This window comes from Streptomyces alfalfae (assembly GCF_004127445.1).
Classification (GTDB): Bacteria; Actinomycetota; Actinomycetes; order Streptomycetales; family Streptomycetaceae; genus Streptomyces; species Streptomyces alfalfae.
Map to the genome: position 1 here is coordinate 1 of NZ_QEXM01000041.1, position 16,923 is coordinate 16,923.

Below are 16,923 nucleotides of genomic sequence, written 5' to 3' on the forward strand. Positions count from 1 at the left end.
TGCTTTCCACGCTCTGACGAGCAGTACTTGCAGCCTCCGACCCGGAAACCAGGCCGAGTAGTCAACGTTCCACCCATGAGCAACCAGCATCAGACGTTCGCTGATGAACTGGCCCCTGGACTGCCGAAGCAGCCTAGAAGTGCTCCTTAGAAAGGAGGTGATCCAGCCGCACCTTCCGGTACGGCTACCTTGTTACGACTTCGTCCCAATCGCCAGTCCCACCTTCGACAGCTCCCTCCCACAAGGGGTTGGGCCACCGGCTTCGGGTGTTACCGACTTTCGTGACGTGACGGGCGGTGTGTACAAGGCCCGGGAACGTATTCACCGCAGCAATGCTGATCTGCGATTACTAGCGACTCCGACTTCATGGGGTCGAGTTGCAGACCCCAATCCGAACTGAGACCGGCTTTTTGAGATTCGCTCCACCTCGCGGTATCGCAGCTCATTGTACCGGCCATTGTAGCACGTGTGCAGCCCAAGACATAAGGGGCATGATGACTTGACGTCGTCCCCACCTTCCTCCGAGTTGACCCCGGCGGTCTCCCGTGAGTCCCCAACACCCCCGAAGGGGCTTGCTGGCAACACGGGACAAGGGTTGCGCTCGTTGCGGGACTTAACCCAACATCTCACGACACGAGCTGACGACAGCCATGCACCACCTGTACACCGACCACAAGGGGGGCACCATCTCTGATGCTTTCCGGTGTATGTCAAGCCTTGGTAAGGTTCTTCGCGTTGCGTCGAATTAAGCCACATGCTCCGCCGCTTGTGCGGGCCCCCGTCAATTCCTTTGAGTTTTAGCCTTGCGGCCGTACTCCCCAGGCGGGGAACTTAATGCGTTAGCTGCGGCACGGACGACGTGGAATGTCGCCCACACCTAGTTCCCACCGTTTACGGCGTGGACTACCAGGGTATCTAATCCTGTTCGCTCCCCACGCTTTCGCTCCTCAGCGTCAGTATCGGCCCAGAGATCCGCCTTCGCCACCGGTGTTCCTCCTGATATCTGCGCATTTCACCGCTACACCAGGAATTCCGATCTCCCCTACCGAACTCTAGCCTGCCCGTATCGACTGCAGACCCGGGGTTAAGCCCCGGGCTTTCACAACCGACGTGACAAGCCGCCTACGAGCTCTTTACGCCCAATAATTCCGGACAACGCTTGCGCCCTACGTATTACCGCGGCTGCTGGCACGTAGTTAGCCGGCGCTTCTTCTGCAGGTACCGTCACTTTCGCTTCTTCCCTGCTGAAAGAGGTTTACAACCCGAAGGCCGTCATCCCTCACGCGGCGTCGCTGCATCAGGCTTTCGCCCATTGTGCAATATTCCCCACTGCTGCCTCCCGTAGGAGTCTGGGCCGTGTCTCAGTCCCAGTGTGGCCGGTCGCCCTCTCAGGCCGGCTACCCGTCGTCGCCTTGGTGAGCTTCTACCTCACCAACTAGCTGATAGGCCGCGGGCTCATCCTTCACCGCCGGAGCTTTCAACCCTCTCCCATGCGAGAGAGAGTGTTATCCGGTATTAGACCCCGTTTCCAGGGCTTGTCCCAGAGTGAAGGGCAGATTGCCCACGTGTTACTCACCCGTTCGCCACTAATCCACCCCGAAGGGCTTCATCGTTCGACTTGCATGTGTTAAGCACGCCGCCAGCGTTCGTCCTGAGCCAGGATCAAACTCTCCGTGAATGTTTTCCCGTTACCGGGATGAACACCACGAGAGCGGAACCAGGGAGAGGAATAATCCCCCCGGTTCACAGCGTCCTCGCTGTGCTGCCTGCACGGTCATGCCGTACAGGACTTTTTCAAAGGAACCTCAACTCACCGAAGTGAGTCGGGGTATCAACATATCTGGCGTTGACTTTTGGCACGCTGTTGAGTTCTCAAGGAACGGACGCTTCCTTTGTACTCACCCTTGCGGGCTTTCCTCCGGGCGCTTCCCTTCGGTGTTTCTTTTGTTCTTGCGTTTCCGACTCTATCAGACTCTTTCGTGTCCGATTTCCTCGGTGCCTTTCCGGTTCCCGCTCGGCCTTTCGGCTCTCGCGTTTCCCTTTCCGGCGGTTCAGACTTTATCAGGTCTTGTTCGTCTCTCTGACCACGATCACCGCAGACATGCGGAACCAGACTCAGGGATAGGATCTGAACTGATGGATGCCGCCGAGGCGGGGCGCTTGACCGCGCTCCATGGCCTCAAGCAGGTCTACGACTCTACATCGCGTCCCGTGTGGGCGCAAATCGTTCGTGCTGTGCTTCTACGTCTGCCAACCGGGACCACTCATGCGGAACTGGGACTTCTTATGACTTACGCTTCTGAACAGCGCGCGTCGTCCGGGACAGGTAGCGACGACGGCCACGAATCTCCACCCCCTGGGAGGCTTGCCATGACCATCGTTTCATCTCCGCTTGCAGGACGCGCCATCGGACTCCCCGCAGTACCGGATCCCGTGTTCTCAGGCGCGATGGTCGGTCCGGGCACTGCCATTGACCCCGTGCGCGAGGCTTCCGACGCGGTCTCCCCGGTGGACGGCATCGTCGTCTCCCTCCACCCGCACGCGTTCGTGGTGGTGGACGACCAGGGTCACGGCGTCCTCACCCACCTCGGCATCGACACGGTCCAGCTCAATGGTGAGGGCTTCGAGCTTCTCGTCAACAAGGGGGACACCGTGCGGCGCGGTCAGTCCGTGGTCCGCTGGGACCCGGCCGCCGTCGAGGCCGCCGGCAAGTCCCCGGTCTGCCCGGTCGTGGCGCTCGAAGCCACGGCCGAGTCCCTCTCCGGGCTGGTGGAGGCCGGCGACGTCAAGTCCGGCGACGAACTCTTCAGCTGGCAGTGACGTCATCGCCGTCGCTGACGGCGGACAGTACAACCACCGCGGCGGCCGGGTCCGCCGCACTATCGGAGACGGGTTTGATGGAGACAACGCTGCGAGGCGTCGGTGTCAGCCACGGTGTGGCGATCGGCGAGGTTCGGCACATGGGGACGGCCGTTCTCGAGCCGCCGGCCAAGCAGATTCCCGCGGAGGAGGCGGAGCGCGAACAGGGGCGCGCCCGCCAGGCCGTGGAAGCTGTGGCCGCCGACCTGATGGCGCGCGGCAATCTGGCCGGGGGTGAGGCGCAGGCGGTGCTGGAGGCGCAGGCCATGATCGCCCAGGACCCGGAGCTCATCGCCGACGTCGACCGGCGCATCACCGTCGGCAGCACGGCCGAGCGTGCCGTCTACGACGCGTTCTCCCACTACCGCGAGCTGCTGGCCGGCGCCGGCGAGTACATGGCCGGGCGCGTGGCGGACCTCGACGACGTGCGGAACCGCATCGTCGCCCGGCTGCTCGGTGTTCCCATGCCGGGTGTGCCGGACAGCGACGAGCCGTACGTACTGATCGCGCGTGACCTCGCTCCCGCGGACACCGCGCTGCTCGACCCGGCTCTCGTCCTCGGCTTCGTCACGGAGGAGGGCGGGCCCACCAGCCACAGCGCGATCCTCGCGCGGGCGCTCGGTGTGCCGGCCGTCGTGGCGCTGCCGGGCGCCGGGGAGCTGGCCGAGGGCTGCGTCGTCGCCGTCGACGGCAGCACCGGTGAGATCTTCGTGGAGCCGAGCGCGGAGAAGCGCGCGCAGCTCGAGTCCGCCGCCGCCGAGCGCAAGGCCGCGCTGGCCGCGTCGACCGGTCCGGGCGCCACGTCCGACGGCCACAAGGTGCCGCTGCTCGCGAACGTCGGCGGTCCCGCCGACGTGCCCGCCGCGGTGGAGGCCGGCGCCGAAGGCGTGGGTCTGTTCCGCACCGAGTTCCTCTTTCTCGACGACAGCAGCAAGGCTCCGTCGGAGGAGACTCAGGTCGAGGCGTACCGCAAGGTGCTCGAGGCCTTCCCGGAGGGTCGTGTCGTCGTGCGCGTGCTCGACGCCGGAGCGGACAAGCCGCTGGACTTCCTGACACCGGGCGAGGAGCCGAATCCGGCGCTCGGTGTGCGTGGCCTGCGGTCGCTGCTCGACCACCCGGAGGTGCTGCGCACGCAGCTCACCGCGCTGGCCAAGGCGTCCGAGGGGCTGCCCGTCTACCTCGAGGTCATGGCCCCGATGGTCGCGGACCGCACGGACGCCAAGGCGTTCGCGGACGCGTGCCGCGAAGCGGGCCTGCGGGCGAAGTTCGGAGCCATGGTCGAGATTCCCTCGGCGGCGCTGCGGGCTCGCTCGATCCTCCAGGAAGTCGAGTTCCTGTCGCTGGGCACGAACGACCTGGCACAGTACACCTTCGCCGCCGACCGGCAGGTGGGTGCCGTGTCCCGTCTCCAGGACCCGTGGCAGCCCGCGCTGCTCGACCTGGTCGCGCTCTCCGCCGAGGCGGCGCGTGCCGAGGGCAAGAGCTGTGGCGTGTGCGGTGAGGCGGCGTCCGACCCGCTGCTCGCCTGTGTCCTCACCGGCCTGGGTGTCACCTCCCTGTCGATGGGTGCGGCGTCCATTCCTTATGTGCGGGCGACGCTCGGCAAGTACACGCTGGCGCAGTGCGAGCGCGCCGCGTCGGCGGCGCGTGCCGTGGACACCGCCGAGGAAGCCCGCAAGGCCGCCCAGGCGGTGCTGTCCGGCGAGTAGCCGAGCCGTTCCGTGTCGCCGAGGGGCGTTCCACCCGAGGGGGTGGGGCGCCCCTCGGGCGTTCAGTGGGTGTGTCCTCCCTCGGGCGTCTCGTCCTCCAGGGCGAAGGCCGCGCAGTAGTCGACGCCGGACTCCGGGGAGATCAGCTCTCCGGTGATGGCGTCGGTGCAGTAGGCGTCGAAGACCTCGGCCGCGGTGAGGGGCCGGAAGCTCCCTTCGTGCATGCGCCAGCCCTGGACGCGGTCCCGGGCGCCCTCGGCGCTGGTGCGGAGCACCATGCCGGCCGCGCGCCGGGTGGCGACGCCGACCGCGAGGACCGTGGCGAACTCCAGGACCTCGGTGTCGTCGAGCCGGGCGCCGCCGTCCGCGTCGATCTCGATGTGCAGGGCGGCGAGGAGGGTCTGGTTCTCCGCGGGGACGCTGCACACCAGGTGCCGGGTGCCGGGGGCAGAGGTGTCCACGGCGCGGGTGATCAGCTGTGAGGCGCGGGCGAAGGCGGCCTGCCCGATGTCCTCGCCGCAGGTGGCGCAGGTGCCGCTGCGGGCGAGCGCCATCGTCGCGTACTCCCAGGTGGCCTTGCGGACCGCCTCGTCGACCAGGTCGGGCAGGAGGTCGGTGAGGGGCTGGCCCTCGTACGGGACGGTGGGGCCGCCCGAGGCCAGTTCGGCGGTGAAGCGGGTGCGGCTGTCGGGGGTGTCCGGGTTCAGGCCGGCCTCCGCGCAGTACTCCTCGTACTCCTCGGGGTCGAAGAGGACGACGGCGGTGTGGCGGCCCTGGGCGGCGAGGGTTCTGAGCAGGGCTTCGACCTGCTGGAGGTAGGTCTCGTGGTCGTCGAAGGTGAAGGTGCGGTAGCGGCGCATGGCCGCGAAGTCCTCCTCGTCGGCCAACAGGCCGATGGTTCCGGCGACTTCGCGGCGCAGTGCGCGTCGCATCGTGTCGTGACGGGTGGGCGCCATCTTGTCCCCCTGCGCTCGGTCGATCAATGCTCACTCACCGTAACCGGCGGTACTGACAACAGGCGCTGAGCTGCGGGGACGGCTGTCAGGGGCGGTTGCGGGCGAGGTCCTCGTAGAACCGCAGGAGGTCGAGGTCGTCGACCGAGCCCGCGTTGACCGCCTTGTCCAGCGGGGTTCCCTGCAGGAGGCGCTTGACCGGGACCTCGATGCGCTTGCCCGTGAGGGTGTGCGGGACGCCGGGGACCTCGATGACCTCGTCGGGGACGTGGCGCGGGGAGAGCTGTTCGCGGATGATGCGCTTGATGCGGTCGCGCAGGGTGTCGTCGAGGGTGGCGCCCGGGGCGAGGTGGACGAAGAGCGGCATCCAGTAGCCGCCGTCGGGCTGTTCGACGCCGATGACGAGGGACTCGCGGATCTCGGGGAGGCGTTCGACGGCTTCGTAGATGTCGGCGGAGCCCATGCGGACGCCCTGGCGGTTGAGCGTGGAGTCGGAGCGGCCGTGGATGATCACCGAGCCGCGTGAGGTGAGGGTGATCCAGTCGCCGTGGCGCCAGACGCCGGGGTAGGTGTCGAAGTAGCTGTCGTGGTAGCGGGTGCCGTCCGGGTCGTTCCAGAAGCGGATGGGCATGGACGGCATCGGGTTGGTGACGACCAGTTCCCCGACCTCGTCGACGAGCGGCTTGCCCTGGGGGTCCCAGGACTGGAGGTCCGTGCCGAGGCAGGGCGCCTGGAGTTCCCCGATGTGGACGGGGAGCGTGGGCACGGCGCCCGCGAAGCAGGAGCAGACGTCGGTGCCGCCGCTGACCGAGGCCGTCCACAGGCCGCCCGGGGTGCCGGCGAACTCGTCGTGCAGCCAGCGGAAGCCGTCGGGGGGCAGGGGGGAGCCGGTCGTGGCGACGCACTTGACGCGCGAGAGGTCGAAGTCGCGGGCCGGGTGGACGCCGGCCTTGCGGCAGGCCATGACGTAGGCGGCCGATGTGCCGTAGAGGGTGGCTCCGGTGCGTTCGGCGATGCGCCACTGGGCACCGGTGTCGGGGTGGCCGGGGCTGCCGTCGTACAGGACGATCGTGGTGCCCGTCAGGAGGCCGGAGACGAGGAAGTTCCACATCATCCAGCCGGTGGAGGTGTACCAGAAGAAGCGGTCGTCGGGGCCGAGGTCGCAGTGCAGGCCGAGTTGTTTGAGGTGCTCGACGAGGATGCCGCCCTGGGACTGGACGATGGCTTTGGGCAGGCCTGTGGTGCCGGAGGAGTACAGCACCCACAGGGGGTGGTCGAAGGGCACCGCTTCGAAGGCGGGTGCCACGTCGGCGGAGGTGAGGGCCGACCACTCCAGGGTGCCTTCGGGGGCGTGGGTGCCGAGCAGCGGGATGTGCACGACCGCGCGGAGGGTGGGCAGTTCGGAGCGGAGTTCGGCGACGGTGTCGCGGCGGTCGTGTTCCTTGCCGCCGTAGCGGTAGCCGTCGACGGTGAACAGGACGACCGGCTCGACCTGCTGGAAGCGGTCGAGGACGCTGCGGGCGCCGAAGTCGGGGGCGCAGGAGGTCCAGACGCCGCCGACGGCGGCGGTGGCCAGGAGGGCGACGACGGCCTGCGGGATGTTCGGCAGGTAGCCGCTGACGCGGTCGCCGGGGCGCACGCCGAGGGCGCGCAGTTCCGCGGCCAGGGAGCCGACCTGGCGGCGCAGCTCGGCCCAGGTGACGGGCCGCGGGTCGTGGCTCTCGTCGACGTGCAGGAGCGCGGGGGTATCCGCTCGCGCGGGGTCCTCCGCGGTGCGCAGGGCGTGCTCGGCGTAGTTGACGGTCGATCCGGGGAACCACTCGGCGCCGGGCATGGTGCGCTCGCCCAGCACGCGCGCGTAAGGGGTGGCGAAGCGGACGTCGAACCAGTCGGTGACGGCTTTCCAGAACGTGTCCAACTCGGCGACCGACCAGCGGTGCAGCGCTTCGTAACCGCCCTCGGCGGGGGCTCCGTGGTGCTCGGCGGCCCATGCCTGGAAGCGGGTGACCTGCGCTTCCGCGATCCTCTCCGGGCTCGGCTGCCAGAGCGGCGCAGGGTTCGCTGAGGACGTCATGGGGCGGCTCCCGGACTGTACGCGTCGTATGCGTGTGGGGTGCGCACGTGCTGGATGTGCGCGTGAACACGGCTGAAGGGGACGATGCCATGTGATCGACTGCCGCACCAGGGTCTGCCTCACACAGTCGGCTCCCGGGTCATGTGTCTGCACCCCAGGTGAACGGCTGCTTAACGGAGCATGCGGGAGGCCTTTTCGATGGCAAGGTGAGCACCATGGACGGTCGTGACCTGGTGCGTTCGGTGAAGGCGGTCGGCATGGTCGGCACGGCGCGGAGGTTGCGCACGGTGCGCTCGTCGTGGCGCAGATGGCGGGCTGACGCGGCCGGTCTGTCCGCCCGGAATGCCGAGCGCGCGCGGGTGCCGGGCCCGGTGACGAAGGTGGAGCCGGGGCCGGGTGGTGGTGTGGTGCGGTTCGCCCGGTCCGAGCTGCGGGTGCGGGTGACGACCGGCGGCGCCGTCTTCTGGGGCTGGGACGGCGCGGAGCCCGAGCCGTCGTACGCGCTGGCGTGCGGGAGTCCGGAGCCCGATCCGCGGGCGGTCCTCGAACCGGACAAGGAGGGCGGCTGGCGGGTGGTCTCGGAGCGCACGACCGTGGTGGTGTCGCGGCACGGCTCCGTGGAACTGCGCACCCCCGGCGGCGTGATGCTGCGGCGTGATCTGCCGCCCCGCTGGTGGGAGCCGGCCGGGGGCGGCGAGGCGCGTTGGGTGCAGCGCTCCGAGGTGGCGGCGGACGCGCGGTTCTTCGGCCTCGGCGGGCGGTCCGGGGGGCCGCGGCTGCGGAGCGGCACGTACCAGCTGTGGAACACCGATCCGGGGGGCTCCTTCGGGCCCGGGGACGATCCGCTGTACATCACGATGCCGGTGCAGATGGTGGTGGCCGACGCGGGGACGCATCTGGTCTTCCACGACAACACGTGGGAGGGCGCCGTCTCGCTGCGTGAGGGCGCGGTCGGCGCGGGTTCGGGCCATGACCGGGCCGGGGCGTGCGAGGTGCGGATGGACGGCGGTCCGCTGCGGTGCTGGGCCGTGGTCGGCACCCCCGCGCGCGTGCTGCACACCTGGGCCTCGCTCACCGGTCCTCCCGCGCTGCCGCCGACATGGGCGCTCGGGCACCATCACGCGCGGTGGGGGTTCGGCAGCGAGCGGGAGGTGCGCCGGGTCGTCGCGGGCTACCGGGAGCGCGGGCTGCCGCTGGACGCCGTGCATCTGGACATCGACCACTACGCAGCGCATCAGGTGTTCACCGTCGACAAGGAGCGCTTCCCGGCGCTGCCGAAGCTGGCGCGGGAGCTGCGCGAGAGCGGGATCAAGCTCGTCTCGATCGTCGATCCGGCGGTGAAGGCGGAGCCGGGCGTCGAGTTGTACGACAGCGGGGTGAAGGCCGAGGCCTTCGTGCGGGACGCGGCGGGGCGGCCGGTGCGCGGTGTCGTGTGGGCGGGTGAGTCGGTGTTTCCGGATTTCACCGACCCACGCGCGCGTAAGTGGTGGTCCGGTCTGTACGAGGAGCGACTGGAGCAGGGGTTCGCCGGGTTCTGGCACGACATGAACGAACCCGTGTCGTTCGCCGCGTTCGGCGAGGCCACGCTGCCCCGTTCGGCACGGCACTCCCTGGAGGGGCTCGGCGGGGACCACCGTGAGGCGCACAACGTGTACGGCCTCGCGATGGCGCGTGCCGGGTACGAGGGGCTGCGCTCGCTGCTCCCCGAGAAGCGGCCCTTCGTGTTCTCGCGTTCGGGGTGGGCGGGAATGCAGCGCTACGGAGGGACGTGGTCCGGCGATGTCTCCACGGGGTGGCCGGGGCTTCGGGCGTCACTGTCGCTGGTGCTGGGGCTCGGCCTGTGCGGTGTTCCGTATTCGGGCCCTGATGTGGGCGGCTTCGACGGGAGCCCTTCTCCGGAGCTGTATCTGCGCTGGTTCCAACTGGGGGCCTATCTGCCGCTGTTCCGTACGCACGCGGCGATCGACGCCGGGCGGCGTGAGCCCTGGGAGTTCGGTACGGAGGTGCTCGGGCACGCACGCGTGGCGCTCGACGAGCGCAGGCGGCTGCTGCCCTACTTCGTGACGCTGGCGCATCTGGCGCGGCGTACGGGCGCTCCGTATGTGCGGCCCGTGTGGTGGGGCTGCCCCGACGACAGGGCTTTGCGCGACTGCGAGGACGCGTTCTTGCTCGGTGACTCCCTGCTGGTGGCGCCGGTCCTGGAGGACGGGGCGCGGGAGCGGGCGGTGCGGTTGCCGCGCGGGCGCTGGTACGACACGGTGACGGGCAGGGCGTACGAGGGGCCCGGGCGGGTCCGTCTCGACGCGCCGCTGTCGCGTGTCCCGGTGCTCGCGCGCGCGGGCGCCGTGATCCCGGTGCGCGGCGACGGCGGCGTCGAACTGGAGGTGTGGGCCCCGGTGCCGGGCGGCACGGGCGGCGGCCTTCTGGTCGCCGACGCCGGTGACGGGTGGGAGGAAGCGGAACTCGAACGCTTCACGGCCCGCTGGAGCGGGGGCCGTGTGCTCGTCGAGAGGGAGGGCGCCGAGGGCGAGCGGCCCGTGGGGCTGCCGGTGCGGGTGCGGGGGCTGGGTGACTGAGCGGAGCCCGGCCGGGCCCCGCGACGGGGGCTGAGCAGCGGCCCGCCCTTCCGAGTCCACTCCCCGGCCCTGCCCCGCACAGCACGGGGCAGGGCCGGTTCAGCGGGCGGGACTCAGATGTAGCGCCCCTCGAAGAACGCCCGCGCGGCCAGCGTGTGCAGCGGGAAGGCCAGCTCGTCCGGGTGGCGCAGTACGTCCCAGCCCTCCGTCTCGTCCGTCGGCGTGCTGGCCGGCAGGTCGGCCACCGGGCGCTCGGGGAGGAGGCCGAAGAGCAGGAGGTAGCCGTCGGGTGCGCTCATGGCGTCGGCCAGGCGGGCGTCACGGCTCTGGGCGCAGATGCCGGTCTCTTCCTTGAGCTCACGGACGACGGCGTCCCGCCAGTCCTCCCGGTCGTCGACGAAGCCCCCGGGCAGGGCGACGCCTCCGAGCGCGGGAGCGATCGTCCGGGTCACGACGACGAGGCCGGTGCCCTGTCGGTCGTACACCGGCTGGAGGGCCACTGCCACGGGCAGCGGATTGCGGTAGGCCACGGCTCCGCAGGCGGCGCAGGTGCGGGGCCAGCCGGAGACATGGCCTTCGTAGGGTGCTCCACAGCTCGAACAGTGGGAGCCCTGGACGGAGTTGGCTGGGTGTGGGGATTCGGACACGCGCGGACTGTATCCGATCATCGTGGCGTCGGTCTTCCCTGGTGGGCCGAGGCCCTGATAGATGCAGGGAGCATGACAGCTTTTGTCCCCGCTCTGCGGAATCTCACCGTGTCCGCCGTCGCGCTGCTGGCCGTGGCCGCCGCCTCCTCCCCCGCGCAGGCGAAGCCCGAACCGAAGGCTCCGGAAGAGTTCGTCGCGCTGCGCGACGTCGACCCGACGATCATCCAGGAGATGCGGTACACCACGCCGCACAACTTCGTGGGCGAGCCCATCGACGGCTACAAGAAGCCGATGTGCATCCTGACCGAGCCCGCGGCGAAGGCGCTGCACAAGGCGCAGCGTTCACTCCTCCGCAAGGGCTACTCCCTGAAGGTCTACGACTGCTATCGGCCCCAGCGGGCCGTCGATCACTTCGTGCGCTGGGCCGAGGATCTGGGCGACGAGCGCATGAAGAAGGAGTTCTATCCCCATGTCGACAAGTCCCGGCTCTTCGCGGACGGCTACATCGCGGAGAAGTCCGGTCACAGTCGCGGCTCGACGCTGGATCTGACGATCGTGCGGCTCCCGGCCCTGCCCACGCGCCCGTACATCCCCGGTGAGCCGCTGAAGCCGTGCTTCGGGCCCCGGGGCGAGCGCTTCCCGGACAACTCCGTGGACATGGGGACGGGGTTCGACTGCTTCGACACGCTGTCGCACACGGACGACCCGCGCATCAAGGGCGCCCAGCGCGCCCACCGGGACCTGCTGCGGAACGCGCTGGCCAAACAGGGGTTCGTCAATCTCCCCGAGGAGTGGTGGCATTTCACGTACAAGCCCGAGCCGTTCCCCGACACCTACTTCGACTTCCCCGTCGCGCGGAGGTCGCTGCAGGGCAGGTAGCGGCTCATGGCGGACGGCCCCCTGACGGAATCGGAGCGCCCGTGGCACACTTCTGACGGGCCGTCAGTCGACGTCGGAGCCGCCAGGAGGAGCCGTGTCGCGCACGCGCACACCCGTAGTGGCCAACTGGTTCACCGGGGAGGGGGAGGGATTCCGTCTGCTCGGCACGCGCTGCTCGGCGTGTGCCGCCGTGTTCTTCCCCCGCGAGGACGTCCACTGCCGCAACCCCGGCTGCGGGGGCGGCGATCTCGCCGAGGCGCCGCTGTCGCGACGCGGCCTCGTCTGGTCGTACACCGACGGCCGCTACCGCCCTCCCGAGCCCTACGTCTCCGACCCGGAACTTCCCTGGCGGCCCTACACGTTGATCGCTGTGGAGCTGGAGGCGGAGCGCATGGTGGTGCTCGGGCAGGCGGCTCCCGGCGTCCATGTCGACGACCTGGAGGTCGGCATGGAGGTGGAGGTCGTCCCCGGCGTGCTGCACGAGGACGGCGAGACGACGTGGACGACCTGGCACTGGCGGCCCGTGGGGGCGAGCGCGTGACCGGCGAGGTGGCGGTGCTCGGCGCGGGCATGCACCCCTGGGGCAAGTGGGGCCGCGGCTTCGTCGAGTACGGAGTGGTGGCGGCCCGCGCCGCGCTCGCGGACGCCGGGGTCGACTGGCGTTCCGTGGGCTCCGTCGTCGGCGCGGACACGGTCAGGGGCGGCTATCCGGGGTATGTGGCAGGGGCCACGTTCGCCAGGGCGCTCGGCTGGCAGGGGGCACGCGTGTCGAGCGTGTACGCGGCGTGCGCGTCCGGCGCCCAGGCCATCTCCACCGCTCGTACGCAGATCCTCGCGGGCATGGCCGACGTCGTGCTGGTCGTCGGCGCCGACGCGGCGCCGAAGGGCTTCTTCCGGCCCGCCGGCGGGGACAGGCCGGACGATCCCGACTGGCTGCGCTTCCGCGTCCTCGGCGCGACCAACCCCGCCTACTTCGGGCTCTACGCACGGCGCAGAATGGCCGTGCACGGCGACACGCTGGAGGACTTCGCGCAGGTCAAGGTGAAGAACGCGGCGTCGGGCGCGCTCAATGAGTACGCGCGTTACCGCAAGCCCGTCACGGCCGACGAGGTCGCCGCGTCGGCCGTCGTCGCCGACCCGCTGCGGCTGCTCGACATCTGCGCCACATCGGACGGGGCGGCCGCCCTCGTCCTGTCCAGCATGGAGTTCGCGCGGCGGCACGGGGCGCCCGATCCCGTGCGCGTCCGCGCGGTCTCCACCGTCACGCCCACCTATCCGAACACGGTGCTCGACCTGCCGGACATCGCCACGGACTCGGCCGCCGCCGTCGCCCCCGCCGGCCGGACGTTCCGCGCGTCCATCGCGCGTGCGGCCTACGAGGAAGCGGGCATAGGCCCCGAAGACGTGTCCCTGGCGGAGGTCTATGACCTGTCCACCGCGCTGGAGCTGCAGTGGTACGAGGATCTGGGGCTCTGCGGCGAGGGTGAGGGGGCCAAGCTGCTGCACGACGGGGCGACGGCCCCGGGCGGACGCGTCCCGGTGAACAGCAGCGGAGGCCTCGCCTCCTTCGGCGAGGCGGTCCCCGCGCAGGCCATCGCCCAGGTGTGCGAGCTGACCTGGCAGTTGCGGGGCGCTGCCGGGGCCAGGCAGGTGTCGGGGGCCCGTGTCGGGGTCACCGCGAACCAGGGCCTCTTCGGCCACGGGTCCTCGGTAATCGCCGTGCGCTAGGCACACCGCCCCTCGGCGGTCACCGAGCGCCGAAGTCTTGGGCAGGGCCCGGGTCGCCGGACGCGGCTCGCCATCACGGACGCCGGGGGACCGTTCAGGGTGGGCGTCAGGGGGAAGCGTCCGCACCGGTCAACCGTTGACGTCCGCGGCCTTGACGCTCCATCACCGCCGGTGAACACTTCCGGGTGTCAGTCGGCGTCGCCGCGCCTCGGCTCCGGCGCTCAGAGCCTCTGCGCGCGAAGGGCCCGTACGAAGGCCCTGGTCAACCGGGTATCCCCCATCGGCGATGCGACTGCCACGGCGCGCTGGTCCATGGACGCCGGGCGGGATGCGGGAGACTTCCGCCCCCGGCTCCGACAGCCGGGCCCATCCAGGCAGCGGTCGTGGGAACTGCACCCTGCACGGAGTACCGGGGCGCACCGCCCCGGGCGAGGGCCTAGGAGCCGCCATGTACTCAAACGGGGACATCTTCATCGGTGAGGTCATCGGCACCGCGATCCTGATCCTGCTCGGCGCCGGCGTGTGCGCCGCCGTCACGCTCAGCCACTCGAAGGCGAAGTCCTCCGGGTGGGTCGTCATCGCCTTCGGATGGGGTTTCGGCGTGCTCGCGGGCGCCTACACCGCGGGCCCGCTCTCGGGCGGCCACCTCAACCCGGCCGTCACGCTCGGCATCGCCATCGACACCGGCACGTGGGACAAGGTCTGGCTCTACGTGCTCGGCCAGATGGTCGGCGCGATGCTCGGCGCCGTGCTGGCGTACCTCGTGTACCTCGCGCAGTTCAACGCCAACGTCACCCGCGGCGTCAAGGACAAGGTGACGAGCGGGCATGAGCCGACGCCCACGCTGGGCATCTTCTCCACCATCCCGGAGATCCGGAACCCCGTCGCCAACGTCGTCACCGAGGTCATCGCGACCGTCGCGCTGGTGCTGCCCATCCTCGCCTTCGGGCTCACCAAGGGGCTCGGCGAGTCGGGCGTACAGACGCTGATCGTGGCGTTCCTCGTCGTCGGCATCGGTCTCTCGCTGGGCGGGCCCACGGGGTACGCCATCAACCCGGCGCGCGACCTCGGTCCGCGCATCGTGCACACGTTCCTGCCGATCCCCAACAAGGGCACGTCCGACTGGAGCTACGCCTGGGTCCCGGTGGCGGGGCCGCTGATCGGCGGAGCCCTCGCGGGTCTCATTTACACCGCAGCCTTCTGAGTCTTCCCGTCACAGGTCATCAAGGGCCATCAAGGGGTAGCCATGCCGGAGAGCAACGGGAAATTCGTCGCCGCGATCGACCAGGGCACCACTTCGAGTCGCTGCATCATCTTCGACCAGGACGGCGCGATCGTCGCCGTGGACCAGCGCGAGCACCGCCAGATCTTCCCCAAGCCGGGCTGGGTGGAGCACGACGCCACCGAGATCTGGTCCAAGGTGCAGGCGGTGGTCGCGGGGGCGATCGCCAAGGCCGGGCTCCGCGCCGACCAGCTCAGCGCGCTCGGCATCACCAACCAGCGCGAGACGACCGTGCTGTGGGACCGGGCCACGGGCAAGCCCGTGCACAACGCCATCGTCTGGCAGGACACCCGCACCGCGGGACTCTGCGACGAACTGGGCGGCACGGACGGCCAGGACCGCTTCCGCGAGCGGACCGGACTGCCGCTCGCCAGCTACTTCTCCGGGCCCAAGGCGGCCTGGCTGCTCGACAACGTACCCGGGCTGCGGGCGCGCGCGGAGCGCGGGGAGATCGCCTTCGGCACCATCGACTCCTGGCTGATCTGGAACCTCACGGGCGGCACCGACGGCGGCAAGCACGTCACCGACGTCACCAACGCGGGCCGCACCATGCTGATGAACCTGGAGACCCTCCAGTGGGACGCGTCGATCCTGTCGGCGATGAACGTGCCCGAGGCGGTCCTGCCGGAGATCAGGTCGTCCTCGGAGGTGTTCGGGACGGCCGTGGGGCAGCTCTCCGGGGTGCCCGTGGCCTCCGCCCTCGGCGACCAGCAGGCGGCCGTTTTCGGGCAGGCCTGCTACGACACGGGGACGGCCAAGAACACGTACGGCACCGGCAGTTTCCTGCTGCTCAACACCGGCAGCCGGCCCGTCCCCTCCAAGAACGGGCTGCTGACCACCATGGGTTACAAGATCGGCTCCGAGGCGCCCGTGTACTGCCTGGAGGGGTCCATCGCGATCACGGGCGCCCTGGTGCAGTGGTTCCGCGACCAGCTCGGCATCATCCGCAGCGCGGACGAGATCGAGACCCTCGCGGCGAGCGTGGACGACAACGGCGGAGCGTACATCGTCCCGGCGTTCTCCGGCCTCTATGCCCCGTACTGGCGTTCGGACGCGCGCGGTGTCGTCACCGGCCTGACCCGGTACGTCACCAAGGCGCACCTGGCGCGCGCGGTCCTCGAGGCCACGAGCTGGCAGACCCGTGAAGTCGTCGACGCCATGTACCAGGACTCCGGGGTGCGGATCACCACCCTGAAGGTGGACGGCGGCATGACCAAGAACAATCTGCTGATGCAGCACCAGGCGGACGTCCTCGGGGTGCCGGTGATCCGGCCGAAGGTGTCCGAGACGACATGTCTGGGCGCCGCCTACGCGGCCGGGCTCGCGACCGGTGTCTGGAACGACCTCGACGAACTCAAGGCGCACTGGCAGCGGGACGTCGAGTGGTCGCCGCGGATGGAGGCGACCGCGCGGGACAAGGAGTTCCACAACTGGCGCAAGGCCGTGGAACGGAGCTTCGGCTGGCTGGAGGACGGGCAGGGCTGAGCCGGGTGGGGCCGCGGCCCGTACCCCGGTCGGCGGGGGTACGGGCCGTGCCCGCGCCGCGGCGCCCGTGCGGTCAGGTGGTGGCGGGCTCGCGGACTGCCGCGGCGGCGGCCATGGCGTGTTCGACGACGCTGATGAGCACTTCCTTGACGGACTCGCGGTCCCGGGCGTCGCACAGCACGACGGGTACGCCCTCGTCGATGTCGAGGGCCTGCCGGACGGCCTCGGCGGGGTAACGCGAGGCGTCGTCGAAGCAGTTGACGCCGATCACGAACGGAATGTCGCGCCGCTCGAAGTAGTCGACGGCGGCGAAGCAGTCCTCGAGGCGGCGGGTGTCGGCGAGGACCACCGCGCCGAGCGCGCCGGTGGCCAGCTCGTCCCAGAGGAACCAGAAGCGGTCCTGGCCCGGGGTGCCGAACAGGTACAGGACCAGGTCCTCGCGCAGGGTGATGCGGCCGAAGTCCATGGCCACCGTGGTGGTGTGCTTGCCCGCGACGCCGCTGGTGTCGTCGACGGGGCGGCCCGCCTCACTGAGGGTCTCCTCGGTGCGCAGCGGCTTGATCTCGCTGACGGCGCCGACCAGGGTCGTCTTGCCGACGCCGAAGCCCCCGGCCACCAGGATCTTCAGCGTGACCGGCTCGACAGAGGCCTTGGCGCGCTCAGAACGCCTGAAGATCATCGCTCACTTCTCCTGCATCAGTGGTGTCGCGCGGGGCCGGTCCGTTGCCGCC

The 16,923-nt window shown here is 69.9% G+C and carries 12 protein-coding genes and 1 rRNA gene; 8 read left to right on the forward strand and 5 right to left on the reverse strand.

The genetic code is table 11. The features are described from left to right. Positions 1-150 precede the first annotated feature (150 nt). Positions 151-1,678, reverse strand: a 16S ribosomal RNA gene (locus tag DCW30_RS19490). 692 nt (positions 1,679-2,370) lie between these two features. Between DCW30_RS19490 and DCW30_RS19500 the strand changes: the two genes are divergently transcribed. Both DCW30_RS19500 and ptsP read left to right on the forward strand, forming a co-directional pair. After that, positions 2,371-2,820, forward strand: coding sequence for a PTS sugar transporter subunit IIA (locus DCW30_RS19500; protein ID WP_062779731.1), 450 nt, complete (start codon positions 2,371-2,373; stop codon positions 2,818-2,820). 77 nt (positions 2,821-2,897) lie between these two features. After that, positions 2,898-4,568: a phosphoenolpyruvate--protein phosphotransferase gene (gene ptsP, locus DCW30_RS19505; protein WP_062779729.1), complete on the forward strand. Its 1,671-nt coding sequence runs from the start codon at positions 2,898-2,900 to the stop codon at positions 4,566-4,568. Between the two features lie 62 nt (positions 4,569-4,630). Here ptsP and DCW30_RS19510 read toward each other — a convergent pair whose 3' ends face one another. After that, complete coding sequence (locus DCW30_RS19510; RefSeq protein WP_076689558.1) at positions 4,631-5,524, reverse strand: hypothetical protein; 894 nt, start codon at positions 5,522-5,524, stop codon at positions 4,631-4,633. An 85-nt stretch (positions 5,525-5,609) separates the two neighbouring features. Continuing rightward, entirely contained in the window at positions 5,610-7,595 is a 1,986-nt protein-coding gene (locus DCW30_RS19515; protein WP_076687189.1) for an acetoacetate--CoA ligase, read from the reverse strand. Between the two features lie 215 nt (positions 7,596-7,810). Here DCW30_RS19515 and DCW30_RS19520 point away from each other — a divergent pair, with 215 nt between their 5' ends. After that, on the forward strand, positions 7,811-10,171 hold the full coding sequence (locus DCW30_RS19520) for a glycoside hydrolase family 31 protein (protein ID WP_076687188.1): 2,361 nt from the start codon (positions 7,811-7,813) through the stop codon (positions 10,169-10,171). 113 nt (positions 10,172-10,284) lie between these two features. Here the strand turns inward: DCW30_RS19520 and DCW30_RS19525 are convergent, their stop codons facing one another. Then, positions 10,285-10,839, reverse strand: a complete 555-nt coding sequence (locus DCW30_RS19525) for an NUDIX domain-containing protein (protein WP_373569115.1) — start codon at positions 10,837-10,839, stop codon at positions 10,285-10,287. 51 nt (positions 10,840-10,890) lie between these two features. Between DCW30_RS19525 and DCW30_RS19530 the strand changes: the two genes are divergently transcribed. The 5 genes from DCW30_RS19530 to glpK all read left to right on the forward strand — a co-directional run bounded on the left by DCW30_RS19530 (position 10,891) and on the right by glpK (position 16,192). Then, the gene (locus DCW30_RS19530; protein WP_076687187.1) at positions 10,891-11,697 is read left to right on the forward strand and encodes a M15 family metallopeptidase; all 807 of its coding nucleotides are present in this window, start codon (positions 10,891-10,893) and stop codon (positions 11,695-11,697) included. Between the two features lie 94 nt (positions 11,698-11,791). Then, a complete protein-coding gene (locus DCW30_RS19535) occupies positions 11,792-12,238 on the forward strand; it encodes a Zn-ribbon domain-containing OB-fold protein (protein ID WP_076687186.1) in 447 nt (148 codons plus the stop codon). Further along, complete coding sequence (locus DCW30_RS19540; protein ID WP_076689554.1) at positions 12,235-13,425, forward strand: lipid-transfer protein; 1,191 nt, start codon at positions 12,235-12,237, stop codon at positions 13,423-13,425. The genes DCW30_RS19535 and DCW30_RS19540 overlap by 4 nt, the downstream gene beginning before the upstream one ends. A gap of 448 nt (positions 13,426-13,873) precedes the next feature. Further along, positions 13,874-14,629: an MIP/aquaporin family protein gene (locus DCW30_RS19545; protein WP_076687185.1), complete on the forward strand. Its 756-nt coding sequence runs from the start codon at positions 13,874-13,876 to the stop codon at positions 14,627-14,629. Positions 14,630-14,671: 42 nt separating this feature from the next. Next, positions 14,672-16,192 (forward strand): glycerol kinase GlpK, encoded by a 1,521-nt coding sequence (glpK, locus tag DCW30_RS19550; protein WP_076687184.1) that lies wholly within the window; start codon positions 14,672-14,674, stop codon positions 16,190-16,192. A gap of 73 nt (positions 16,193-16,265) precedes the next feature. Here the strand turns inward: glpK and DCW30_RS19555 are convergent, their stop codons facing one another. After that, on the reverse strand, positions 16,266-16,871 hold the full coding sequence (locus DCW30_RS19555; RefSeq protein WP_076687183.1) for a GTP-binding protein: 606 nt from the start codon (positions 16,869-16,871) through the stop codon (positions 16,266-16,268). Positions 16,872-16,923 lie beyond the last annotated feature (52 nt).